We start from the raw sequence: 24,353 nt of genomic DNA on the forward strand, positions 1-24,353 counted from the left end.
TACGCCGCGTAGAATACCAGATTGACTATGCCGTACGTAGCTATAGCACCACCGAAGCCCGTCAGCTGATGAACACCAACCCCGAGAACCTGTCGCAACTAGAGTTGTACAGCGTAGCCTTGGAGTATGGCAAGGACAGCCCCGAGTATAAAAAGATAATCATGGAAACCATTCCTAAATACTTCGACAGCGACCCCGTTGCTATGAACAACGCCGCTGCCCTGTTAATCGAGAATGGCGAAGAAAACACCGCTTTGCGCTTACTTGAAAAGGCTCCTGCTTTACCCGAAGCCTGGAACAACCTAGGTATCGTTTATATGATTCGTGGCGAACTGGACAAAGCCGAAGATTTACTGAACCAAGCATCAATTGGTGGAGTAAATGAGGCTGAGCATAATCTGAAAGAGTTGGCAAAGAAGAGAGGAGAAGATTAAGGCTAATGTGCCAATGTGCTAATATGCCAATGTGCCAATTGGCTGCGCATAATTAATCAATTTATTAATTACATTCTATTGGCACATTAGCAATTGGCACATTATCCTATTGGCACATTATCCTATTGGCATATTGACACATTAGTAATTGACACATTAGCATATTGGCACATTGGCATATTAGCACATTGGCACATTATCCCATTGGCACATTATATTTATGAGAGAGAAAAACTTACTGTATACCCTTTTCGTTTTATTGACCCTTGCCTCTTGTAGCACCGGTAGCATGCGTAAGCGCCACCTAACGGAACGCTTGTTTCTGGAACGTAGCCACATTTCCATTACCCATCCAGGTGGCCGTCCGGGGCAACAAGGGCCGATGGTACTGGCCGAACAGGTTAATTACAGTACCAACCAAGCAGGCATTGAAGGCACACAGGAAGCCGAAGCCGCTTTGGATACCAACAAAGTGTACATGTTGTCGCAAGTAACCGTTACTTCGCGCGCACGCTTTGCACCAATTAGAGAAGGACAAGTAAATATTGACTTTATTGTACATGTACCCGAGGCCTACCTATCGGACGACTTTCAGCTGACGCTTACGCCGGAACTTATGCACGGCGATTCCTTAGTGAAACTGGAAGACGTGGTATTGCGCGGAACAAACTTTATTGAATTACAAAAACAAGATTACGAACGCTTTGAAGAGTACCTGAATAGCATTATTGATCCTTCGGCTTATGATTCTGCCTTTGTAGACCATCGGGGTGTGAACCGCGAATTGGGCAGGCGTAGGCAAACAGAGCTCGATCAGTATTACAACAAATGGACTTTGATGCAAGAGTATCGTGATTGGCGAAACACCCAACAAGCAGAATACGATGCGTATAATATTAAGCAGGCAGAAGTATTGCGCAAGAAACTGATTGCACATGATATGAAGTATCAGGCACTCTTTGCACGGCGTTTGGCCATGCATGCCGATACCTTAGAATTAGGGCGTAAGTATCGTACAGAGCGTAAACGAATTGTAGACACTTCTTCTTCCCGCCGACAGATAACATTGGATGGTGTTCCGGCCAAGTATCGCGAGTTCTATCTTAAAGGTATTACTCCCGAAGATCTGGAACCGCTTTTACCACAAGAACGCGACTCGCTACAAATAGCATCGAGCTTTCTTTTGCATCAAAAGATAGCAGCCAACGAAGTAAGAGGTTCGCGACAAGAAGAGATGTTTCGCTACATGGTGCCCGCTCCTTATCGGCCGGATGCGCACTACAATGCAGTAATTGCTCCGGGCAAGAATTATATGTATCGCTACACCCGCAGCTATCCGGTAACGGCTGGGCTTAAAAACATCCGTCTGACACTAGGCGGAAATATAACAGCCACCGATCGTAGTTATTATAAGATATCACGCGTGGATACGCTGAGCTATATAATTTCTTCGATGGACGAACTGGCCGACGGCAGTTTGCTTGGCAACCCGCAGTTCACAACCGATCAGCGCACGGAGTATATGCATGCTTTGAAATTATTAAGAAACCGCGAATATCAACGGGCGTTGAGCATCTTGAACGATTACAACGATTACAACACTGCTGTAGCCTTGACTTGCCTTGGCTACGATGGAAAAGCATACAACACCTTGGCCGCCTTGCCGCAGAATAGCAACACGCACTACCTGGCTGCCATCTTGTGTAGCAGGTTGAAAGAAATGCAAGCAGCTGTAGATCATTTAATGGAGGCTTGCCGACTGGATCCGGATAAGGTAAACCGGGCACAGCGTGACCCGGAGATAAGTAAAATGATACGGGATTATAATTTACAGGAATATTTAAATGGTTTATAATTAGACACAGATAAAAAATTAGACACAGATAACACGGATTGCACGGATTTAAATACACAGATATTATTTAAATCAGCAATTAAAATCCGTGTTTTAAAATCCGCGTCATCCGCGCAATCCGTGTCTAAAAAAGAATAACCGTGTCTAAAAAAAGAATAATCCGTGTCTAAAAAAAGAAAAAAGAAAAAGAATAAACAACGGGGAAACCCATATTATTAATTAAAACAAAAAAATGAAAATGAAAAAGTTTCTTTTCGCTGCTACGGCAGCAATAATGATGTTTGCGTCGTGTTCGGAGAACGATGACGTAAAAGTGCCTGAGGTGATTGAAGGCGAAAAAGCAACACTGGATATTGCTTTCAAGATGCCTGCTTCAATGTCGAGAACTGAATATATTACTGCTCTTGACTATGAAAGCAAAGTAAAAGCTATCACAGTTTACTCTTTTAGTAGTAGTGGTGACGAGTTGAAAGTAAACGAATTATCTATAACTGATTTTACACAAGATGGTAACTATTACAGAAATAAGACACCGCTTGAAACTGCTGCCGGTTTAAGAAATCTTTATGTAGGTGTTAATATGCCTGCTCTTACTGTGACAACTGAAAAAGAATTGTTGGATGCTGTTGCAACGCTTTCCGAAGCTGCTAATCCAACAGATGGCTTTGTTATGTTCTCGGACTGTACAACAAAAGACATTCACGCACAGGATAAAGGTACAGAACCTGTAAAGAATACACTTTCAACAACTGTAAGACGTTTGGTTGCAAAAGTGATAGTAACAAGTACTGGTATTCCGTTTCCTCAAAAATTGTATAATGGTGAAGGTACTGAGGCTGAGATTAAATATGAAGTTAAGAACTGGTTCCCAGGTAATGTTAATGAAGAGATTTACTATGTACAACGCATAGTGAATGGTCTTGAAACTCCATGGAAATGGACTGGAACCGGTACTAGCCCTAAAAGTCCAGGAAAGTATGATGCAGTGGCTGTAGGATTGCAAAACGATCCTAATGTTTGTGATAATGGTGAGTGGAAATGGACATCAACTGATTTGAAAAGCTATTATTTTGGTGAAAATGCGGGTCAAGACAAAGCAATTGCATCTTATGTAATGGTTCAAACCAAGGTTAGCGGTCTACCATTAACTACAGTTGGCTATGATACGAAACATGATGCTCTGACAGGGAAAGACAGACCAGTGTATACCGGTCGTACACCTGGTACTGCTTATGTTCCTGGATCTGATTTCTTCTTGGTGTTCTGTAAGGAAACTGTAACGGGTGAAAATAATAACGATATTTGGTTTGTTTCAAGTTATGACGAAGCCTATGCATTGGCTAGCGAGTTAACTTCAAAAAGTACAACTGGCAAACAATATGTATTCACAGAATATAAAGCCGGTTATGTATACTTTATGGTATTTATCAATACAGCCAAAGGTACAGCACCCAACCCTCCTACTCCAGGAAGTAAAGACCACCGTAACTTGGAACGTAACGAATTGGCTCATATTCTTGTAACTGGTATCAAAGAAGGTGTATTTAAAGGATGGCCTGGTGATCCTACTATTCCTGATGGTGGAGATGGTAATGGAGGTCCTGGTGACGGTCCTGGTTCAAAACCGGTTGATCCAACAGATGAAAATACAATCGTTCCTGATCCATGGGATCCTTCAGAAGATAAAGAAACAATTCTGAATATTGAAATTCAAACACTTCCATGGGTATACTTCAAAAACGAAGTTATACTTGAATAACCTATTTTAATAGCGGACAGCCTGCTTTACGGGGCTGGCTGTCCCTTTTTAACTCAATCACCCAAAAAGATGAAAAAACAATATTCCATATTACTAATAAGGTCTGTGATCATTCTATTTGCCCTTGTGGGAATCACTTCCTGCATTAAAGATGACCTCGATGGGTGTATTGATCTCAGGGGTAGTGTACATTTAGTTGTTAGCTTGGATGTAGATGCCCAAACACTCGACCTTTTTCCTGAAGATAGATATCAAATAGATAGTTTGCATGTGTATGTGTTCAATGACAACATGCAATATGTAACTTCGGTTACTGCCGGAGCTTATACTGGTAGCGATTACGAATTTAACCTGTTGCTTACTGCTGGCAATTACCAATTTGTGGCTTGGACCAATACAGGCGAATACTATAAATTTAATCGCACAATTGAACAATGCGAAACTCGCAAATATTATATGGATGAGTTGGAATATTACCTTCACTACGATTCTGATAAATGTATTTACGAAAACATTCCCGATTTGCATCATGGAACCCAAAGCCAAGAAATTGTAGCAAATCAAGACAATTATGTACAGGTTTACATAAGCCCTAATACTTACACAATTAATATAACAGCAATCGGTTTACCTCAATCGGAAGATGATTACACGTTTAGCATAACCGATAATAACTCGCACTATTCTTTCGACAATTCGATAATCGACAATAAAGCCGATTACCAACATATACGTACTTGCCAGATGGAAAACTACGAACTGAATACTTCGATCAAAGTACTCCGGTTGGCCAATGAACGTAGCCCGAAACTTACACTGAGCAATGCCACTGCCGAACAAACGCTCTTTAACGGCAATCTGATAACGACCATTTGCGATGCCTACAAGGCGCAAAACAAGGAAGCAGATTTCAATACAACCTATACCTTCGACATTGTATTGTACTTTGGCCTACAGATGGAAATTGAGATAATTATGGTTAATGGCTGGAAGTATATATGGCAAGAAGAAGATAATTTGGGCGAAGACGAGTTTTAACCCCCTAACTTATAAGTATGAAAATAAAGAATAAACTGTTGGCAGCCTTGACAACCTTACTTCTGCTGGTATCATGTGCTGAAGACACAAACACCCTGAACTCTAACGAACAGCAGGTTGACATAAATATTATAGCCAGTACAAACTGGTTCAACGAAGATCATGGTGAAATATCAAACGATATTCATTATGGAGATTATATTGACCCTACTATCAAATCACTGCGGGTGTTGGGCTATAGGGCCGATGGAACACTATCATTCAATACATATCTAAGCGAATCTGCTTTACAAACGGTGAACGCATATGGTGTGGTCTCTGCAAAGGCAATGATGAGAACCGGTACGTTTCAAGTAGTGTTTATTGCCAACGAAATTTCGGATGCAGCACTAAGCGCAGAACTAGGTGCTATCATCGAAATTACCGACCCCAGTAAAGCCACTGCCGACGAAATTACCCACAGCAAGCTGGATTACATAAAAACATTATTCTTTAACCAATCCGCTTTTGACGAAAGCAAATATATTCCGATGGTAACTGTAAAAGAAAACGTTACCATAAACGGTAATACACATGTAGTTGAGAGTGATAAAACCAGCCATTTTGGTGCTTGGGCTGTAGCTATGGAAAGAATCGGTATCCGTGTGCAAGTAAAAGTAACCATGAGTAAAGCAGAGGCACTTACCCTGAATACTAACTCAATAACAATAGGCAACATACCATCCGAAGTATATCTGTTTACAGATAAAACTAATGTACCATCTTCCCCAATAGAAAAAACATACACATGTGCCGCCTCTTTTGATGAATATAAAAGAGATTACCCCACTTATGCCGGTTACTACACCGACAATGACGATACACGTACTTTTATATTTAAAAGACTAATACTTCCCGAAACCAGATTTACACCTGTTACCACTGAAAATAAAGCAATGGTGCTATCAATGACTTTTACTGATGGGAAAAAAAGCGGGAAAATAGGAACGAAGGTCAATGTAACTGGAGCAGAAACACCCAATTATACTATTTTGCGAAATTCGTTTCTGGATGTGTTGGCAACCATATTGAATTTGGATCCGGAATTTAATATAACTGTTAATGTGCTTCCATGGGAAGCTGAAACAAAAATAGAATCTGATTTGTAATATAAAAATATAAAAACAAACTGTTATGAAACAAAAAAGATCCCAACAGATAAAGTCCATACTTAGTTTAGCCTTACTGATTCCATTACTAAGTGCATGTAATCAGGACGAAAATGTGCAGTCTCAATCAAACGACCAACATGAGATAACATTAAACTTGAGCATGCCTGCCAATACCGGAATGGAAACCCGGGCAACGGTAGCAGGTACTACAGAAGAAAATACCATCAAATCTCTTTATTTGCTGGTGTGCGATAAAACCAGTGGAGAAATGGTCACTAATGCTATTTCTTGCACCGTGCTTACCGGAGCCGGAACTGCCACACAAACTAGCAAGGCTACTGTGCCAGCAGGTAGTTATGATTTAATACTTATAGCCAATGCCAGTAGCCAGGTGGGTAGTTTAGCTTCTGGTACTGCCAAAACCGTTATCACTGGGCTTACTTATACTAAAGGAACAGATAAGTGGGATATCACTGGTGCAACCAATAATACCAGTATTCCGATGTGGGGAGAAACAAAGAATGTAACTATCTCTACAGGTGCTACTGTAACAATTGATATGAAACGTATACTGGCTCGGGTCAATGTTAAGAAAAGTGTCACCAATGATGTTTTTACATTTACGAAAGTGTTAGTGTATAATTACAGCCGCACTGCACGAATTGTTCCTCCTGCTACAGATTTTGCTGGTGTTACTTACGTAGCCGACTCTTACCTAGAGTACAATTCTTATGCAGCAGATAGTCCCATTTACCTATTCGAAGCCCCTTCCAGAGGTGCTTATGGCGCAGCCAATTGGAAACAGAATACCTGTTTAGTAGTAGGAGGGGAATACAACAAATCGGGTACTGTTACTTACTATCGTATTGATTTTAAATCTGGCTCTACTTGGTACGACCTTCTTCGTAATAACATTTATACCATAGATATTAAGAGTGTAACCTCTGCCGGATATACCGATCCGGATGATGCATACAAAGCAGTTCCTACAGGTATGACCATCAATGTATTAGCTTGGGAAGATGAAAAAACAATTAACTGTGATTTGTGATTCATAACTAAAACCAACTGATTATGAAAAAAATAACATCCGGTTTAATAACATTTACTCCGGTTTTGGCCATGATATTTGTTATGCTGAGTGCTTGTGGCCGTGATGATGCTACCATTAGCCCGGTAACAGATGATGCCAAGCATAAAATAACACTGAGCCTAAACCTCCCAGCCACTGCCGAAATGGAAACCCGGGCAGAGGTGGTTGCTTCAGCAAAAGAGAATAATATACTTACGCTTGATTTGGTGGTATGTAACCCCAGTGGTGGCACCATTGTTGATGTTATTTCTTGCACTTTTACAGCAAAAGATGGTACTAATAAGCAATGGGAAGCTGAGGCTGAAGATGTTCCCAAAGGTACTTACGATTTGGTACTTATTGCAAATGCTAGTACGGAAGCAGGTTCATTGAATAAAGATGATGCTCGCTCTAAACTAACAGCGTTGATAAAAACCAAATCGGATAAGTGGATTATTGATGCTACTGATGAATCTAAAAGTATTCCTATGTGGGGCGAAGCAACAGGTGTAAACACCTCTACCACAACAACAGCTTCTTTCGATATGAAACGTATGTTGGCACGTATTAAGGTAACTAATGCAGCCAGTAATTTTACACTTACTGATGTATATTATTACAACTACAGTCGTCAAGGTCTGATTGTACCTCCTACTAGTACCTATACTGATACAAATCCGAATACAGGTTCTGGTTCTGATAAACGTTTAGATTACCTGACTTATAGTGGAGCATATATTTATGTATTCGAAGCTCCTGCCACACAAAAACCTTGCATTGTGGTTGGAGGTACCTACAATAGCAGTAAACACTATTACCGCATTGACTTTGGTGATATTAATATTACGCGCAATATCAGTTATGTGCTCAATATAACCAGTGTGTCGGGTGATGGTAGTCTTACACCAGATGAAGCTTACGAATTAGAACCTGTTAATATGAGTGCTACTATTACCTCTTGGGTAGATGTAGCCATTAATGAAACATTATAAACAAATAGCAAGATAAAATGAAAACAGTATTTACATTACTAAAGAGGGTACAGTTGCTGCTGGTGGCGGTACTTTCTTTGGCTTCTTGTACAGACGAAGGATCTGTTATAACTCCTATCACCGCCGAAGGAGAAGTAACATTGCAAGCCATATTACCTGCCAGCGTTGAAGTGGCTACCCGGGCAACCATTGGAACTACTGAAGAAAACAGGGTGCGAAGCCTCGATTTATTATTGTTCAATGGTACTGACGGTAAATTGGGAAAGATTATTAATATTCCTGTTGGAGCTATAACTCCTGCTGATGATGCAGTACGAGACAATAAACTAAAATTTAAAGCACGTTTGCCTATTGGAACCTACAACTTGATGCTTGTGGCCAATGCCCATTCAAAGGTTAACAGTACGTTATATTCATCGGGCAATGTAAATGCCTATACACGAGCTCAAGTACAAACCGCATTATTAAAAGACGACCAAACCACAGCATGGGCTTTGGCCGATAGTGATGCTGGGGTTATACCTATGTGTGGCGAAGCTTCAATAACGGTGGCTGCTGGTAACACAGCTGCAACAAATGTTAATCTTACTCGTATGCTGGCCAAGATATCGGTGCAAAACAGCGTAACAAGTAAATTTGCATTGACACATGTGTATTATTACAATTACAACACCAAAGGAGTAATTGTTCCTAATGCCGATCATTATCCGGCATCCGGTAATAGTGGTAAACCTTCTACACCAACAACAGCAAACAATACCAATGCAGGATTGCAAGCAGGAACAGCATTAAACTATTCGACAAAAGTAAGTGGGGGTGCTATGACAGAAGATATGTATGTGTACGAAGCTTATACGTACGGATATACACATGCAAACTGGGAGCGGAATAGCCCTTGTTTGGTAATAGGTGGTACCTATCTAGGCAAAACCTACTATTATCGCGTTGATTTTATCAGCAGCACTGGTTTGGTGAACATACAACGCAATCATAGCTACAATGTAACTATTACTGATATAGTTGGCATAGGTAGTGACACTCCAGGCGACGCTTTGAAGGCGGCTCCGGTTAATATGACCTCGACTGTACAAAGTTGGGACAATGGTATGGCAGGAGAAGTTGTTTTCGATGGGCAGCATTACCTCTCCGTACATCCGAAAATGATATTCAACCTCCCAAGAGAAGCCAATAAAACAGAAGATCTAATAGTGCAGACCAATGTGACAGAAGGTTTTAAAATAACAAAAATTACTGCACCCGACAAAACTACCATAAATCATCCAAGCTGGCTATCAATTGGTGATAAAAACAAAGATACATTTTATGGTATGGACGGGGGGCAAGTAAAGATAGTGCTCACAACTGCGGAGGAAAACACTACCGGCGCAGCACGTACTGCATATATTCATCTGAAAGCCGGTCGGTTAGAGGCCGTAGTAGAAGTGATACAAGGCATAGTCTCTGATTTTATTCCTGTATTTACATTTCTTGGATATACTACAGTTGATGATAATACTACAATTATACCGGGCCCCGGTGGCACGGTAACAGCAAAGGCAAAAACCAATATGGCTTGGGAGTTCCACGCCAAAATAAACAAAGATAAATATGAACCAGTAGATCGAGAAATTAAAGCGTCTATGGAGAAGCCGAACTCGGAATCGGCAGCAGATTATACACTTACTATGCCAGAACCTTTTGGTCCCAATGAAACTTGGGATTATATTGATAGGAAAGTTTGGATAGCATACAACAACATAATATCGCGAGAAACGGATATCAAACAGGCTGGGTATGCTATTACAGCTACGGCAACAACAGTCCCATCTCACAAAGGTGGTAACTCAATTGTTACCATAACCGGCTATCATCCGAAAATTTATGTACGGGCAATCGCTGGAGGAAAAGAATTGAAAGGTACTCCCAAATATAAAGAGGTGGGCCCCGGAGCACAAACTACAACAGTGATAGATGATATTGAGATACCCATTCCAGCAGCAATGGTGGGTCGTGATATTACAATTCAGTGGGCAAAGAAAGCTGAAAATGAACCATGGGAAGATATCATAACCTTTTGGCAAGAGGGTATTTTTGCTTATTCTAATATTGTTTTAATTGGTTCAAAGCTAGATTTTGCTAAAACGAGCGGGGAAAACGATCAAATTCCTGCTAATTCGCAAGGTGTGTTCTTTAAGTGGGGTTCTTTGGTTGCATTCAGTCCTGTAGGAGAATACGCAGGTGCTGGTAAAAACGACGATTTAGACCTTAGTAGGATCGTATGGGAGCCGGAAGAAGGAGCACCCACATCTAGTGGTGCTACATATACTACTATTCCTTATCTCGACGAAAATTCGTATCTACTCCCATTTAGTATGCGTACATATAATAATGGTATCGGATACAATGCAAATGAGAAAAGAGGTGATATTTGCAGGTATATAACCAAAGGTGAATGGCGTTTACCTACATACGATGAATCTCAGGTTTTGCAAAATGAGACTAACGTTCACGTTGGAACGTTTACAAATCTAAAATATGCCCCATTCGACGCCACCGGCATTACGCATTACCGTAATGGTTTTTTCCAGCCAGAGTCTGGTCGTTGGGTCGGTTATAATTCTAAACTTGGGGATTCCCCAACAAATCCTTCGAGTGGGATATTTTTCCCAGCTAGTGGTCGTCTTGGTTCGAATAGTAGACCAGAAAGATTAGGCTTTGTAGGAGAATATCCGACAGAAGACTCAAAAGGGGCGATGAGTTCCGACAATGCAAATATGGTAGAAATTGCTTCTGACGCAGTAAAGTCGACTGGTCGCCCGCGCTATCATGCGCGTCCAGTACGTTGTGTGAGAAACGACTAGAATTTGTTTAATTTCCGTGGGCTTTAATGTTCACTCTAAATAATTTAGCAAGAGGCATCTATATATGGTGCCTCTTGCTTTATTTGGTATCTATTTGTTATCTCCAATCTTTTTATTTAAGTTTGCATGGACTAATCATAACAGGTTGATTATTATGGATAAAATTAAGCCTTTCTTAAAAATCGTGAGTAAATATAAGTGCACAATAACATTGATTGTATTTGGTATTTATATTGGTTTTATAGATCAAAACAGTCTTGTGCGTCGTATGCAATACGCAAGCGAAATACACGATTTAAACAAAGAAATAGAGAAATACCAGGCCGAGTACGATGAAAGTACTCAGAAACTTCAGGAACTAACCACTAATCCTGAAGCTATTGAAAGAATAGCACGCGAAAAATACCTGATGAAAAAACCTAACGAGGATATCTACATTATCGAATGAAACAAATTATTCCCGCTTTATACGTAGTAGGTGCCTCAATGGCACTTATAGGTGCTGCCGTTTATATAACCGGTTGGCCATTTGCCCCTTACATTTATACCATTGGTGCTACTCTTTTTGCACTGGCACAAATAAACTCTCCATACACCGGAAATAACAAAAACATAAAACGGTTGCGAAAACAACAAATCTTTGGCGCATTGTTTCTTGTACTTGCCGGTGCCTTTATGTTTTTTACCAACAAAAACGAATGGATAGTAATTCTAACAATAGGTGCATTTCTTGAATTGTACACTGCATTTCGTATTCCACAGGAAGAAAATAAAGAATAAAGAAATTTTAGACACGGATGACGCGGATGACACGGATTTAAAGCACGGATTTATTTTATTAATATTTTATCCGTGTTTTTTTATCCGTGTCATCCGCGTCATCCGTGTCTAATAATAATAATAATTAAAAAGGAAATATCAGTGGTAATGCAAATATCATCACTATACCCATAATTATTTGCAGTGGCAACCCTACCTTAACATAATCCATAAAAGTGTAATGTCCAGGGTTCATAACCAGTGCATTGGGTGGGGTCGAGAATGGAGAAGCAAAACACATACTAGCCGCTACAGTTACTGCAAAAAGGAAAGAGTAGGGGCTAACACCCATCTGAATAGCAGCACTAAGAGCAATAGGAGCCATAAGAACTGCTGTGGCGGTATTGCTAATAAACATAGTCATCAACGAAGTGGTAAAATAGATACCAGCCATTAGTATATAAGGACCATAATTACCCAAACTGTTAACCAGTGAATTAGATACCAGTTCCGATGCACCAGTTTTTTCCAAAGCCAACGACATAGGAAGCATGGCAGCAATAAGTACAATACTTTCCCAGTTAATTGTTTTGTAGGCTTCCTCCACATTGCGGAAACAACCCGTTAGTACCATTAATAATGCAGCAATAATAACCGCTGTAACGGGAGCAACCGGAATGAAATCGAACATCATCGTTACAATCATACCAACCATTATAATGGCTGCAATCGGTGCTTTGTGGTTGAGGGTTACTTTGGCTGCCTCGGCTAAAGGCTGTCCCAGTACTACCCATTCCGACTGATCGTCGCTTAAACGGGCAATGTTGTTCCAGGTACCCTGCACCAGCAGAATATCTCCCGAATGCATTTTCTCGTCTTTGAGTTCCTGCAAAATGTATTTTTCTTTTCTACGTATACCCAATACATTTACGCTGAAGTTCTCGCGGAATCCCGAATCCATAACCGTTTTATTTATCAGTTTAGAGTTAGGCATCAATACAATTTCGGCTATTCCAATTTCATTAAATTCCATTTGGCTGCCATCGTTGTTAATATCTCCTTCTGCCTTGTGTGTATCCAGCAATTCAACTTTGCTATCTGTTACAAAGTGCTGTACATTTTCCGATTCGCCCAAGATATATAAAATATCTCCCGGTTCAATTACAGATTTTGCTTCTGCAATTTCCTGGTTCATTGTTTTGAAGAACTTTCTCGAAGTGGCAGAGAGTCTTCTTATTTCAACAACCGTTACATTGTATTTGGCAGTAATGCCCAGTTCCATTAGTGTTTTGTTGGCTACAGATGAATTGCCTTTAACCTCTACCCGGTACAGATTGTGCGAAAGTTGGTATTCGCGATCCAGATCTGTAACCGACTTGCTTTTCTTCTTCTTTTTGTTCCCTTCGCCTCTTCGGGTAAGAAACATTTTGCTGAGCGGAATTAAAACAATAACCCCTACCGTAATACTGATTAGCCCTACCGGAGTGAACGAAAAGAATGATAAACTTTTGTATCCGGCTTCAACTAACGTGTTGTTTATAACAAGGTTAGGAGGGGTACCAATCAGCGTCATCATACCGCCCATACTACTGGCAAAAGCCAACGGCATTAATAACCGGCTTGAGTTAATATTTCCACTGGCAGCCATACTCACTACAATAGGAAGCATAAGGGCAACTGTTCCGGTATTGCTAACAAAAGCACCGATAGTAGCTGTTACCAGTATAATTAATATAAAAAGTTTCAGTTCGTTGTTTCCGGCCAAATTCAGTATTTTACTACTAATCATTTTAGCCAAACCTGTTTTAAAGATGGCGCCACCAACAACAAAAAGTCCCACCATCATAATTACTACCGAGTTTGAAAACCCGGTTAATGCTTCTTCGGGTGTGAGTATTCCAAACAAAATTAACAGCACTAAGGCACAGAGGGCCACTAAATCCGAACGAACTTTGCCGTTTACAAAGAAGATAGCAGCCAGTATGAGAACACCAAAGGTTATTTCCATATATTTATAATTTACTTGTTATTTTATCAACCAGTTCATTGAACTCGTTTTCGTTGAACAAACGGGTAAGCATAATAATCCGTCCGTCGCGGTCAATTAAAACATTTCTGGTAATTCCTGCATTTCTTGCAGCATACTTGGCAAAAATATCACCGCCGGGATCTAAACCCAGTGGGTAGGTAACACCAACCTTTTTACCAAATTCAATAACTTTATTCAGAGGCTCGTCACGATCAATGCCAATCAATGCAAAGTTTTTATTGTTTTTATGTTTCTGCCAGATGTCTTTTTCTATAAAAGGCATTTCTTTGCGACAAACTCCACACCAACTGGCAGTGAATTGTAACATTACTATTTTTCCCCGCAGGCTGGATAGTTTTATGGTTTTGCCATCGGTTAAAGTTATATCAAAATCGGGTGCAATATCTCCCAGGCGTACAATATACCCTACTTCGTCGGCTACAGGTGCACTGTTTAGGGGTTGTTGTTGTGCTTTTACTTCACTAAAACTTATTAAAGAAATTGTGGTTAAGAGGTATAAGAGATTTTTTATCATGAGAACAGTATTTATAATTTGCTCACGAAATTAACAATTGTGCAGTTCAAAACAAAATAAAACACCGATCTGATTTTGTGTTTTATTGAGTTTTTGATTTTTTTATTGATTAGAGAATAAATGTTTGGTTCAAATCAGAATGGAATTGAATAAAAACACAGAGTCACAGAAACACGGAGCTTTTCGAAAATGCCCGTAGGGCATTCATATCAATAGAATAATAATAAGTTTTAATCTTCAACCCGGTACGGGTTGCATCGTATCTACCATGCAACCCGTACCGGGTTGTGAAGAGTATTATCATTGCCTTTCTATTGATATGAATGCCCTACGGGCATTTTCGAAAAGCTCAGTGTTTCTGTGACTCTGTGTTTTTATTTTAGTTCAACTCAGCCCCTCACCACTGCCATCATCCCTTCAACCTGAGCCAGAGCGAGCATACGTCCGTGAAAAGAATATCCGGGATTGTATCCTTTGTCTTTATCATCCAGCATTAAGCGGCCATGATCTACCCGCATGGGAACATCCGGACGTTCTTTTTCGAAGATGCGGATAAGTTTAATTAAGTGTCCGCGGCCTTCCAGATGCGATGCTTCGATAAAGTTTCCATCGGGTGTAGCTTCTGTGCTTCGCAGGTGTACAAAATGTGTGCGGTGGGCAAACCGACGGGCAAGTTCGGGCACATCGTTATGAAGTCCGGCGCTTAATGAACCGGCACAGAAGGTCAGTCCGTTGTGTGGATTGTCTACTGCATCAAGAAACCATTGAATATCTTCGCCACTGGTGATAATGCGTGGAAGTCCCAGTACAGCATAAGGGGGATCGTCCGGATGAATACACATATTTATATGGTATTCGTTGCATACCGGCATAATGGCCGAAAGAAAATAGCGAAGGTTTTCGCGCAACGCATCTTTGTTTATACCATCGTACTTTTTCAGCAATCCATTGAAAATGGAAACCGGATTTAAATCGCCTTCTTTAATGTTACCATTAACAAATCCTTGCGTTTTTACAATGATTGTATCTATTAAATCATCTTTCTCTTTTTCGGTGATAACTTTATCTAGCTCATGCACTTTGGCCATTTCATCTGCTGTATAATCTTTTTCGGCATTCGGACGTTTCAGAATGTAACAGTCGAAGTATGCAAAGCGGATTTTATCGAAATACAGGGATGATGTACCGTCTTCCCAAGGGTGTTCCAAATCGGTACGTATCCAGTCTATTACAGGCATAAAGTTATAACAAACTGTTTTTATACCAGCTTTGCCCAGGTTAGCCAGACTGATTTTGTAGTTTTCAATCAGTTGGTCACGATCGGGACCGCCGTATTTAATGCTTTCGGAAACGGGCAGACTTTCAACTACCGACCACCGTAGCCCGTGCAATTCAATGAACTCTTTCATGTCTTTGATTGCATCTAATGGCCATACTTCTCCGTTAGGGATGCTGTGCAATGCGGTTACAATACCTTCAACACCAATCTGGCGAAGCATGGGTAGTGTTATTTTATCGTTCTTTCCGAACCATCTCCAGGTTTTTTCCATGATGATTATTTTATATTCTGATTAATCTAGAGTCCAATCTTTACCTCCTTTAAGCCGGATACTTTCAATCAAGTGATGCATAAGGGTACAAGGTTTCTTTTCACAATGGCTGGTATTTACATCATGAAATTCTTGAAGATTCTTTGCCCTTTCAACAGCAACAGATATATAAGGTGTAATAATTGGAAGTACAATATTGGGAAAATGCTTCTCTCTTTTTAAATCTTTTTTATAAGATAGAGTTACATATTGCATCAATTTTACTAAATCTTGTGGTGGATTCTCAAGGTTCGCAAAAAGATCGGTTAGGCGGTTATAATAATATGTTCGATGATGAGTTTGTGTATCACAAGGATCAACATCTTCTAAATGAAGGAGTATCCACAGTTCAAAGGCATCATTGCTCCAAGCTACATTGATACCATTACGTTGGGCTAACTGTATGGATTCATCGAATGCAAGATCTTCTAAGGACATTTTTGATGCATCTGTAATAGTACCATCATGGGAAGTATCTCTATCAAATACGCACCAAATTTCAATACTATCTGCATCTAAATAATACGCATCATTGTTTTTCTTTAATATATCATTGTTTCGACAGTAATCCAATGTTCTCATTACATTATCGAACATGCTTTTCTGATTGGTTATGGTGTTTATCTTTATATTTTCTGTTTCAAAGCATTTAATATAAATGCTTTCACTAACCTGATCTTCGCAAAAAACAATGAATGTATAAAGTCTGTCGGCAGTACGATCGTTGTCCGTTTTTAGTTCCCAAGGATTAATCATTCGTCAGGTTTTTCTTCATCGTTAATAATATAGTCATTCAAAGAAGGGGTAGCACCGTAAAAACCCGCTAAATATTGTTTAGCAAAATCCGCATCGTTTCTTATCCCTTTCAAATCGGCTAAAGAATACAAACGTGTAGATTCATCACTTTGCTTTTCTGTGAAATAGAATTGATCTCTACGCATAATGGAAGGGGTCATTAAGTTTGTATCGTGGCTTGTAAATAGCAGCTGAGAATTAAGTTTGTTTATAGCCGGATCGTTGAACAATTTAATCAATTTAATTAAAAGTGCCGGATGGAAGTTACTGTCTATTTCATCAAGAATAATAAAAGCCGACTCTTCGTGTGAAAAGAAAGCCAACAATAAAAGTCCGGTTAAATCAAACATTTTTTGAGTGCCAGCCGATTCATGATATTCCAAATTAAGCAGAACCCGGTTTAAACCATTTCCTTCTTTAAATTCTTTTGATAGAAAGATCTTATCTTGTGGAAATTCATCTTCATATTTAAACTTCTTCAAAGTTTCAGGATCAAGAAGTATATCTTTATAGTTCAAATTGAACGATGACATAAGATTAATGAAATTATTCTTAAGCTGTTTGTTCTCATTCAAATGAAAAATAGAAAGCCATCTGAAGTTTTCGCTACTGCCACTAATATTGCAAAGAGTTTGTCTACTCAGATAAGAAATGATATTATTAGTATCGTTCTCAGCATCAAAGGCAGCCGAATGACTTAAATATAAACTGTGTTTATAGGGCAGCGAAGAAGGGATTTTATTTTTGTTGGGTAAGTTGTTTTTAACTATTTCGTTTCCAACACGCAAAAACAACAATGACATGTTTTTGTTCTTATCTGCATACAACCATTCATTGGCTATTATTATATTATTCAGACCAATCAGGTTGTTTCTTTCACTTAAATCATTTTTGACTGTTAAACCATATCTATATTTTACTCCTTTAATGAATAGAGTTATTTGAAAATAAGATTCGGTTGTATCTGAATCTTTTTGATAAAGGAAAGGTTGCCATAGTAAGGATAAGTTAGAAGTTGCGCTGGGTGGTGAAGTAACTATTTTGATGAAGTGATTCAATGCTTTTAAAATGTTGCTCTTTCCACTTGCATTTGCTCCATAGATACCTATTGTTTTAAATAAAGAAAGCCCTTCATTATTAACAATGTTATCCTGGTCAATATATGCATGTTTTTCAGCACTTTTCAATCCGGTAGTAACAAAACTTAATGTTTGAATCTTGTTAATTGAACGGAAGTTCTGAACGCTAAAATCTATAATCATAATTAAGAATTTGACGATTATCTGCAAATATACGGAAAAGTAGTTCTATTACCGCATCGCATTCTCATAATTCGTTATATCCAACCTGAATTCCATCAACCTATCGAGTTCATATATCGGCCTTTCCACCTCGAACGGTATTGCCATTTGTGAGAATTGTTGAAAGTAAAGCAAACAAGCATTCATCCACCAAACCGCATCGCGGGTTTGAATCTTTAGTTTGCTTTGTACAGCTTTGAAACGCTCTTCATCAATATGATGTTCAAGTACATCCCAAATTAGTTGAAAATAGCGAGTGTCTTGTACACCACTCTCATATTTGTAGCAAAGTTCTTCCCAAAGAATAGAGCCTGTTTTCATTTTGAAATCCCAGGGAACATGGTGGAACCATAGGATAAGTGCTTCGGGACAGGTGTTGATATCGTCATAGATTTCCTGCAACGAAGGGTGGTATTGAGCCACTGCATTGCTTCCTGTACTGCTTCTGTTGAAGCCTATTCCTTCGGAATCAGCTTTGTGATAATAGCTCGGCATCCAGTCGGGGCGGGCACCGGGAATGTTGCACCAAGGCTCCGGACCATAATGATGCCCCCATGCAAACAAGTGATGAAGACCTAAGGGCATCATATAATTAACTACAGCCTCACGCGATTCGAGCATTGTTTTACTGAGGAGATAGTTGGGCTCATCATTAATTGGCAAACTGAAGGTTTGTGCAACCCATTCCTGAACAATCTCTTCCGAAGTTAATTCGTGGTTCCATGCCAGTCGCCCGAAGGCATACCAGTTGGCTTGTGCCAGGTGATGACCGCACCAATTAACGTCGTTGCCTATATTTGCAACTCCGGCAATGGCGGTTATCTTTTGTGGATAAATACTGCCATCGGTAACTTTGGCAACAGTTGAACCTTCTCCCTGTTGATATGTATCGCTGTCCAGACACTCTTTCCACATAGGGGCAAGATAGGCCATGTGGTTAGAGAATCCAAGGTATTCCTGAGTGATTTGCAGTTCGGCCATTACGGGAGTTTGCTGCATTGCACCAAACAACGGACTGAATGGCTCACGCGGTTGAAAGTCGACCGGACCGTTTTTCACCTGAATAATAACGTTGTCGCGAAACTGACCATCAAAGGGCATAAACTCTTGATAAGCTTGTTTGGCACGATCTTCATCGCCGGGATTGTAAACAAAAGCACGCCACATTACAATTCCTTTGTGAGGTTTTAGTACATCGGCCAGCATGTTAGCACCATCGGCATGCGTGCGACCAAAGTCTTGCGGACCGGGTAAACCTTCCGAATTGGCTTTAACAAGGAAGCCGCCGAAGTCGGGAATAAGTTTGTATATCTCGTCGGCTTTATTCTTCCACCACTGTTGCACCTCTTTGTTTAAGGGGTCGGAGGTAGGAAGTCCGCCCAGTTCGGCCGGGCTGGAGAAGTTGATGGACAGATATACCTTGATTCCGTAAGGGCGTAAAATGCCAGCAATTGCGTTGACTTTTTGCAGGTATTCGTTTGATAGTATTTGCGGACTGGCATTTACATTGTTAAGCACAGTTCCGTTAATGCCTATAGAGGCATTGGCGCGGGCATACTCTTTGTAGCGTGGAGAAATTGTTCCGGGTAGCTCGTCCCAGTTCCAGATGGATTTTCCGGCATAACCACGTTCAACTGTACGGTCCAGATTATCCCAATGATTGAGCAAGCGGTAGTTGTAGCGTGGGGTTTCTAAGATATCTAACTCGTCTTTAGTACCAATGGTTTCTTGTAGGCGTAGTAAATGGTAGGCACCGTATAACAACCCTTGCTGTGTTGGCGATTCGATAAGGATTTTATTTTTCCCTTGTGTTTTAATGGTGTACGATTCGGGTGATCTGCCCTGAAATTCCTTCTTCTTTTTATTAATATGGAGTTGAACCGGCATTCCTTTCCACTGGGTAGAAAGTTCATCCTGAGCTATACTCAAGGTAGGGCCTTTTTGGTTAACTGATATTATTGCGTTGTTATTGTGTGCGGCACGCAACCAAAGTTTACTGCCGTCTTCGGCGATAACACTGATTGAAAAGAAAAGAAATACAAAGGTTGTTATTAGTTGCTTCATTAGTTATAATCTTATTTTAAATACTTTTTTAGACACGGATTGCGCGGATTACACGGATTAAAAAACACGGATTTATTATGAACATCTACTTATAAAACTAAATCCGTGTTTTAAAAATCCGTGTAATCCGCGTCATCCGTGTCTAAAAATACAAATATATATCATTCCTTCACATAATACATATTCCCGGTTAACTTAATATCCCTTGTCACCACCTGGCCCAATTCAACCGCCTTGGCATCCGGTTGCTTACCCCCAATGGAGATACGAACCTTTCCTTCCTCGACCACCGCAAAACAATCTTTATCGCGTGCAGCTATCTGTTCCGGTTTAAGCGTGAACGTTACCGTTTGCGTTTCACCGGCTTTCAGATGTATGCGTTGGAAACCTTGCAGCGAACGAATAGGCTTTTTAAGCTTACTATCGGGTAATGAAACATAGAGTTGTACCACTTCATCACCATCCATAGTGCCTGTATTAGTTACATTTACAGCGAGTTGAATGTTATCGCTCGTTTTTGCTGTTTCGGGTATTTTGTTGATCTCATACTTGAAAGTAGTATAACTCAATCCGTAGCCAAATTCATACAAAGGCTCACCAGTAAAGTAGCGGTAGGTTTTACCTGCCATATCATACTCGGCAAATGCCGGAATTTGTTTAATGTCCTTGTAGAAAGTCAGTGGTAAGCGGCCAGCCGGGTTGTAATCGCCAAATAGAATATCGGCAATAGCTGTGCCTCCTGCCTGACCGGGATACCATGCTTCGATGATGGCAGGAACATGTTCTGCCTCCCAGTTGAAGGCCAGTGCGCTTCCGTTTAACAGTACCAGAACGGTAGGTTTACCCAATTTCTGGATATCCTTTATTAAGTTTGTTTGCGTATCGGGTAGTTTAATGTCGAGGCGGTCGCCACCCTCAAATCCATCTACCTTTACGGGCATCTCTTCGCCTTCGAGCAATGGACTTAAGCCCATGCACAGAATTACCAGATCCGATGAATTGGCAAGTTCTATTGCTTCTTTCTTTAAATCGGGTTTGGGCGTATCCCATAATAACCGGGCAATGGCATGTTCGGTATTCTCTTGTGTATATTCTATGCGGATGGGGTAAGCTTTTCCGGCTTCCAGATCCATCCATTCGTATTTCTTAGCAGGTCCATGCTCGCTGTAATGCTTGATTAACAGTGAATCGTTCCAAAAGATTTTAATACCCGTATAGCCTTCAACCCCAATAGCGTAATTGCCACTTACAGGTGGAACCAGTACACCGTTCCAGTTAACAATGAAGTTATCATAGGCCATATCTTTAAAGGGGGCAGTGGTTCCCCAGGTGAAATCAACGTTTGCATCTATCTGATTGTGTTTGGAATTACCATTCTTTTTGCGCGGATCTATGTAAGTTGCTTTCAGGCCGTGGACCGATAACGTTTCGTCGGTGTACAGATATTCCGTAGGGATGGCACTGAAGTAGGGGAGGTTTGCAGCCAGTTCGCATCCTTGTGCAAAGGTTACTTCGGCATTGGGAAGTTTCTCTTTCAGTGCAGTGAGTGGTGTTTTGGGGTTTGCCGGAAAACCGTTGTAGTTTCCTAAAAGTACCTCTAAATCGTCGGCATTGGGGCCGATAACAGCTACTTTCTTAACATCTTTACTAAAGGGAAGCAGGTTGTTGTCGTTTTTAAGAAGCACCATTGATTTGCGGGCAACATCGAGTGCAATTGCCTGATGCTCTTCACTATCTACCACATCGAACGGTATTTTGGCGTAAGGAACATCTTCTTGCGGATCGAACTGACCAAGTTTCATTCGGGCAAGAATGATACGTTTAACCGAAACATCCAGCTCTTCTTCGGTAATAAGCCCTTGTTTTACAGCTTCGGGAAGGTGGCGGTAAGTTACTCCGCAGTTCAAATCGGTTCCTGCTTTAACAGCCATAGCAGCGGCTTCCTCGGCTGTGTTAACTACATGATGGTATTTTTCTTCGTAAAAGTCTTGAATAGCCCAGCAGTCGGATACTATGTAACCTTCAAATCCCCAGCGTTTGCGCAGAAGTTCTTCCAGGTATTTGTTGCCGCAGCAAGGTGCTCCGCGGAACCGTTGATAGGCACACATAACGGAATAAACTTTGGCTTCCTCTACCGTACGTTTAAAGTGTGGCATGTAAGTTTCAAGCAAATCGTACTCGTTGGGCCATACATCGAAAGAGTGACGAATAGATTCGGGGCCGCTATGCACGGCAAAGTGCTTGGCTGTAGCAATAACTTTAAAGTAGCGGGGATCATCTCCTTGCAATCCTTGAATAAAAGGAATGGCAAGTGATCCGCTAAGGTATGGGTCTTCTCCATACGTTTCCATCCCGCGGCCCCAACGGGGATCCCGGAATATGTTAATGTTGGGTGTCCAGAAAGTAAGTCCCTGATAAATACCCCGCTTACCGCGTGAAGCATATTCGTGATGTTTGGCACGGGCTTCGTCGGATATAACATCGGCAATGGTTCGCATTTCATCGGTATCCCACATAGCAGCCATACCAATGGCTTGCGGAAAGACTGTTGCCCGGCCCGAACGGGCTACGCCGTGTAAACACTCGTTCCAGAAGTTATGGGCAGGTATGCCCAGGCGTTCGATGGCTTCGCTATCGTACCGGAGGATGTTTACTTTTTCTTCCAAAGTAAGACGGGATACAAGGTCTTCCGTACGTTCTTCGAACGATAAAGAGGTGTCCTGATAGGGCAGGGGAGTATCGCAGGAAGAGATAATAAACATGGTTGTTGATATGAGTAGGATGTTTTTGAATGCTTTCATTGCTGTTTGTTTGATTTACAATTACTAGTTATTGTAGAAGTTGGAAAGTCCTCCTCCGCCCTTCGGGCACCTCCTCCAAAGGAGGATAAGCTGCGCTATAGATCGTCCGCATGGTATCCTCCTTCGGAGGAGGTGCCCAAAGGGCGGAGGAGGACTTTCCAAAAAATCTGCGTTAATCTGTGTTTCAAAAGAGAAATAAAATCATTGTCCTTCAATCGTCTTTATCGTTCCATCTTCGTTATATTCCAGCTCAACCACCTTTAAGCTACGCAACCAGGTGCGGCCACCGGATGGAACACTATCGTGATGAAACAGATACCATTTACCTTTATACTCAACTATGGAATGATGCGTAGTCCATCCTACCACCGGAGTAAGTATTACTCCCTGATAAGTAAACGGCCCGTATGGATTATCCCCAATGGCATAACACAACAAATGCGTATCTCCTGTAGAGTACGAAAAGTAATATTTACCGTTGTACTTATGCACCCACGATGCTTCGAAGAAACGGCGTTCGGTGTCGCCACCAGTTAATGGCTTTCCATCTTCGTCGATGATAAGTACTTCGCGAGGCTCTTCGGCAAACTGAAGCATATTATCACTGAGGCGCGCAATGCGTGGACAAAGGGCTGGTTCATTGCCTTCGGGAAGCACTGCACATTCTAAAGCTTTGTTGTTGCGGTAACGTTGCAACTGTCCGCCCCATAAACCACCAAAGTACATGTAATAGTTTCCATCGCCATTGTCGAGTATGGCAGGGTCTATGCTGTAACTTCCCCACATAGGGTTGGCTTCCGGTATAAATGGCCCTTCGGGTTTATCGCTGATGGCAACGCCCATGCGAAAGATGTCGTTTTGGTCTTTCAAGGGGAAGTACATATAGTATTTACCATCTTTAAAGGCTATGTCACAATCCCATAATTGGCGTCCTGCCCAAGGAATATTTTCTACTTCCAGCACTACACCATGATCGGTAACTTCACCGTTTATATCTTCCATTGAGAATACATGGTAGTCTTTCATGTTGAAATGATCACCGTTATCATTCTCTTCAATACCGCTCTCCCAATCGTGAGAGGGGTAGATGTATAACTTTCCATTATAAACATGTACCGACGGATCGGCCATAAAATCGTTTGGAACGAGGTATCTTGCTTCTTTTTTCATTATTTGTTTCTTTTTGAATGCTTATTTGATCAGCTTTGAATGGTTATTTATTCAGCTTTGAAATGCTATTTGTTTTGTTTTGGAACACCCGGGTGTATATAGTGTGAACACCCGGATGTACAGCCCCTGTAGACCCGGGTGTACGTGG

Annotated in this window: 19 protein-coding genes; 10 read left to right on the forward strand and 9 right to left on the reverse strand. The window is 40.9% G+C overall.

Translation table 11 applies throughout. The features are described from left to right. The 10 genes from D0T85_RS20890 to D0T85_RS20935 all read left to right on the forward strand — a co-directional run. On the forward strand, nt 1–434 hold a 434-nt coding region (locus D0T85_RS20890; RefSeq protein ID WP_163215457.1), incomplete at its 5' end, for a tetratricopeptide repeat protein. 220 nt (nt 435–654) lie between these two features. After that, the gene (locus D0T85_RS20895) at nt 655–2,289 is read left to right on the forward strand and encodes a hypothetical protein (RefSeq protein WP_163215458.1); all 1,635 of its coding nucleotides are present in this window, start codon (nt 655–657) and stop codon (nt 2,287–2,289) included. A 238-nt stretch (nt 2,290–2,527) separates the two neighbouring features. Beyond that, nucleotides 2,528–4,048 (forward strand): Mfa1 family fimbria major subunit, encoded by a 1,521-nt coding sequence (locus D0T85_RS20900; RefSeq protein ID WP_163215459.1) that lies wholly within the window; start codon nt 2,528–2,530, stop codon nt 4,046–4,048. Nucleotides 4,049–4,117: 69 nt separating this feature from the next. Continuing rightward, entirely contained in the window at nt 4,118–5,086 is a 969-nt protein-coding gene (locus tag D0T85_RS20905) for a FimB/Mfa2 family fimbrial subunit (protein ID WP_163215460.1), read from the forward strand. A 17-nt stretch (nt 5,087–5,103) separates the two neighbouring features. After that, the gene (locus D0T85_RS20910) at nt 5,104–6,234 is read left to right on the forward strand and encodes a fimbrial protein (protein WP_163215461.1); all 1,131 of its coding nucleotides are present in this window, start codon (nt 5,104–5,106) and stop codon (nt 6,232–6,234) included. Between the two features lie 25 nt (nt 6,235–6,259). Continuing rightward, a complete protein-coding gene (locus tag D0T85_RS20915) occupies nt 6,260–7,288 on the forward strand; it encodes a FimB/Mfa2 family fimbrial subunit (RefSeq protein WP_163215462.1) in 1,029 nt (342 codons plus the stop codon). A gap of 23 nt (nt 7,289–7,311) precedes the next feature. After that, the gene (locus D0T85_RS20920; RefSeq protein ID WP_163215463.1) at nt 7,312–8,301 is read left to right on the forward strand and encodes a DUF4906 domain-containing protein; all 990 of its coding nucleotides are present in this window, start codon (nt 7,312–7,314) and stop codon (nt 8,299–8,301) included. 17 nt (nt 8,302–8,318) lie between these two features. Further along, nucleotides 8,319–11,162, forward strand: coding sequence for a hypothetical protein (locus tag D0T85_RS20925; protein WP_163215464.1), 2,844 nt, complete (start codon nt 8,319–8,321; stop codon nt 11,160–11,162). A 154-nt stretch (nt 11,163–11,316) separates the two neighbouring features. Next, entirely contained in the window at nt 11,317–11,610 is a 294-nt protein-coding gene (locus D0T85_RS20930; protein ID WP_163215465.1) for a septum formation initiator family protein, read from the forward strand. Beyond that, complete coding sequence (locus D0T85_RS20935) at nt 11,607–11,942, forward strand: hypothetical protein (RefSeq protein ID WP_163215466.1); 336 nt, start codon at nt 11,607–11,609, stop codon at nt 11,940–11,942. The genes D0T85_RS20930 and D0T85_RS20935 overlap by 4 nt, the downstream gene beginning before the upstream one ends. Nucleotides 11,943–12,066: 124 nt before the next feature. On the opposite strand, the gene D0T85_RS20940 is transcribed toward D0T85_RS20935, so the two are convergent. The 9 genes from D0T85_RS20940 to D0T85_RS20975 form a co-directional block, all read right to left on the reverse strand. After that, nucleotides 12,067–13,929: an SLC13 family permease gene (locus D0T85_RS20940; protein ID WP_163215467.1), complete on the reverse strand. Its 1,863-nt coding sequence runs from the start codon at nt 13,927–13,929 to the stop codon at nt 12,067–12,069. A gap of 4 nt (nt 13,930–13,933) precedes the next feature. Next, the gene (locus D0T85_RS20945; RefSeq protein WP_370460021.1) at nt 13,934–14,482 is read right to left on the reverse strand and encodes a TlpA family protein disulfide reductase; all 549 of its coding nucleotides are present in this window, start codon (nt 14,480–14,482) and stop codon (nt 13,934–13,936) included. Between the two features lie 166 nt (nt 14,483–14,648). Then, a complete protein-coding gene (locus tag D0T85_RS22585) occupies nt 14,649–14,789 on the reverse strand; it encodes a hypothetical protein (RefSeq protein ID WP_203558545.1) in 141 nt (46 codons plus the stop codon). An 85-nt stretch (nt 14,790–14,874) separates the two neighbouring features. After that, a complete protein-coding gene (uxuA, locus tag D0T85_RS20950; protein ID WP_163215469.1) occupies nt 14,875–16,035 on the reverse strand; it encodes a mannonate dehydratase in 1,161 nt (386 codons plus the stop codon). 21 nt (nt 16,036–16,056) lie between these two features. Then, nucleotides 16,057–16,830, reverse strand: a complete 774-nt coding sequence (locus tag D0T85_RS20955; protein ID WP_163215470.1) for an RloB family protein — start codon at nt 16,828–16,830, stop codon at nt 16,057–16,059. After that, entirely contained in the window at nt 16,827–18,131 is a 1,305-nt protein-coding gene (locus tag D0T85_RS20960) for an ATP/GTP-binding protein (protein WP_163215471.1), read from the reverse strand. The genes D0T85_RS20955 and D0T85_RS20960 overlap by 4 nt, the downstream gene beginning before the upstream one ends. 48 nt (nt 18,132–18,179) lie before the next feature. Next, nucleotides 18,180–20,234 (reverse strand): alpha-glucuronidase, encoded by a 2,055-nt coding sequence (locus D0T85_RS20965; RefSeq protein WP_163215472.1) that lies wholly within the window; start codon nt 20,232–20,234, stop codon nt 18,180–18,182. A 161-nt stretch (nt 20,235–20,395) separates the two neighbouring features. Continuing rightward, complete coding sequence (locus D0T85_RS20970; RefSeq protein ID WP_163215473.1) at nt 20,396–23,035, reverse strand: glycoside hydrolase family 3 C-terminal domain-containing protein; 2,640 nt, start codon at nt 23,033–23,035, stop codon at nt 20,396–20,398. A gap of 201 nt (nt 23,036–23,236) precedes the next feature. After that, on the reverse strand, nt 23,237–24,205 hold the full coding sequence (locus tag D0T85_RS20975) for a glycoside hydrolase family 43 protein (RefSeq protein ID WP_163215474.1): 969 nt from the start codon (nt 24,203–24,205) through the stop codon (nt 23,237–23,239). Nucleotides 24,206–24,353: the final 148 nt, after the last annotated feature.

It is taken from the genome of Bacteroides sp. 519 (assembly GCF_010500955.1).
Lineage (GTDB): Bacteria > Bacteroidota > Bacteroidia > Bacteroidales > Bacteroidaceae > Bacteroides.

Coding starts and splice junctions, on each gene's coding strand:
- D0T85_RS20895 (WP_163215458.1), top strand. CDS start 655: ATGAGAGAGAAAAACTTACTGTATACCCTTTTCGTTTTATTGACCCTT.
- D0T85_RS20900 (WP_163215459.1), top strand. CDS start 2,528: ATGAAAAAGTTTCTTTTCGCTGCTACGGCAGCAATAATGATGTTTGCG.
- D0T85_RS20905 (WP_163215460.1), top strand. CDS start 4,118: ATGAAAAAACAATATTCCATATTACTAATAAGGTCTGTGATCATTCTA.
- D0T85_RS20910 (WP_163215461.1), top strand. CDS start 5,104: ATGAAAATAAAGAATAAACTGTTGGCAGCCTTGACAACCTTACTTCTG.
- D0T85_RS20915 (WP_163215462.1), top strand. CDS start 6,260: ATGAAACAAAAAAGATCCCAACAGATAAAGTCCATACTTAGTTTAGCC.
- D0T85_RS20920 (WP_163215463.1), top strand. CDS start 7,312: ATGAAAAAAATAACATCCGGTTTAATAACATTTACTCCGGTTTTGGCC.
- D0T85_RS20925 (WP_163215464.1), top strand. CDS start 8,319: ATGAAAACAGTATTTACATTACTAAAGAGGGTACAGTTGCTGCTGGTG.
- D0T85_RS20930 (WP_163215465.1), top strand. CDS start 11,317: ATGGATAAAATTAAGCCTTTCTTAAAAATCGTGAGTAAATATAAGTGC.
- D0T85_RS20935 (WP_163215466.1), top strand. CDS start 11,607: ATGAAACAAATTATTCCCGCTTTATACGTAGTAGGTGCCTCAATGGCA.
- D0T85_RS20940 (WP_163215467.1), bottom strand. CDS start 13,929: ATGGAAATAACCTTTGGTGTTCTCATACTGGCTGCTATCTTCTTTGTA.
- D0T85_RS22585 (WP_203558545.1), bottom strand. CDS start 14,789: ATGATAATACTCTTCACAACCCGGTACGGGTTGCATGGTAGATACGAT.
- uxuA (WP_163215469.1), bottom strand. CDS start 16,035: ATGGAAAAAACCTGGAGATGGTTCGGAAAGAACGATAAAATAACACTA.
- D0T85_RS20955 (WP_163215470.1), bottom strand. CDS start 16,830: ATGATTAATCCTTGGGAACTAAAAACGGACAACGATCGTACTGCCGAC.
- D0T85_RS20960 (WP_163215471.1), bottom strand. CDS start 18,131: ATGATTATAGATTTTAGCGTTCAGAACTTCCGTTCAATTAACAAGATT.
- D0T85_RS20965 (WP_163215472.1), bottom strand. CDS start 20,234: ATGAAGCAACTAATAACAACCTTTGTATTTCTTTTCTTTTCAATCAGT.
- D0T85_RS20970 (WP_163215473.1), bottom strand. CDS start 23,035: ATGAAAGCATTCAAAAACATCCTACTCATATCAACAACCATGTTTATT.
- D0T85_RS20975 (WP_163215474.1), bottom strand. CDS start 24,205: ATGAAAAAAGAAGCAAGATACCTCGTTCCAAACGATTTTATGGCCGAT.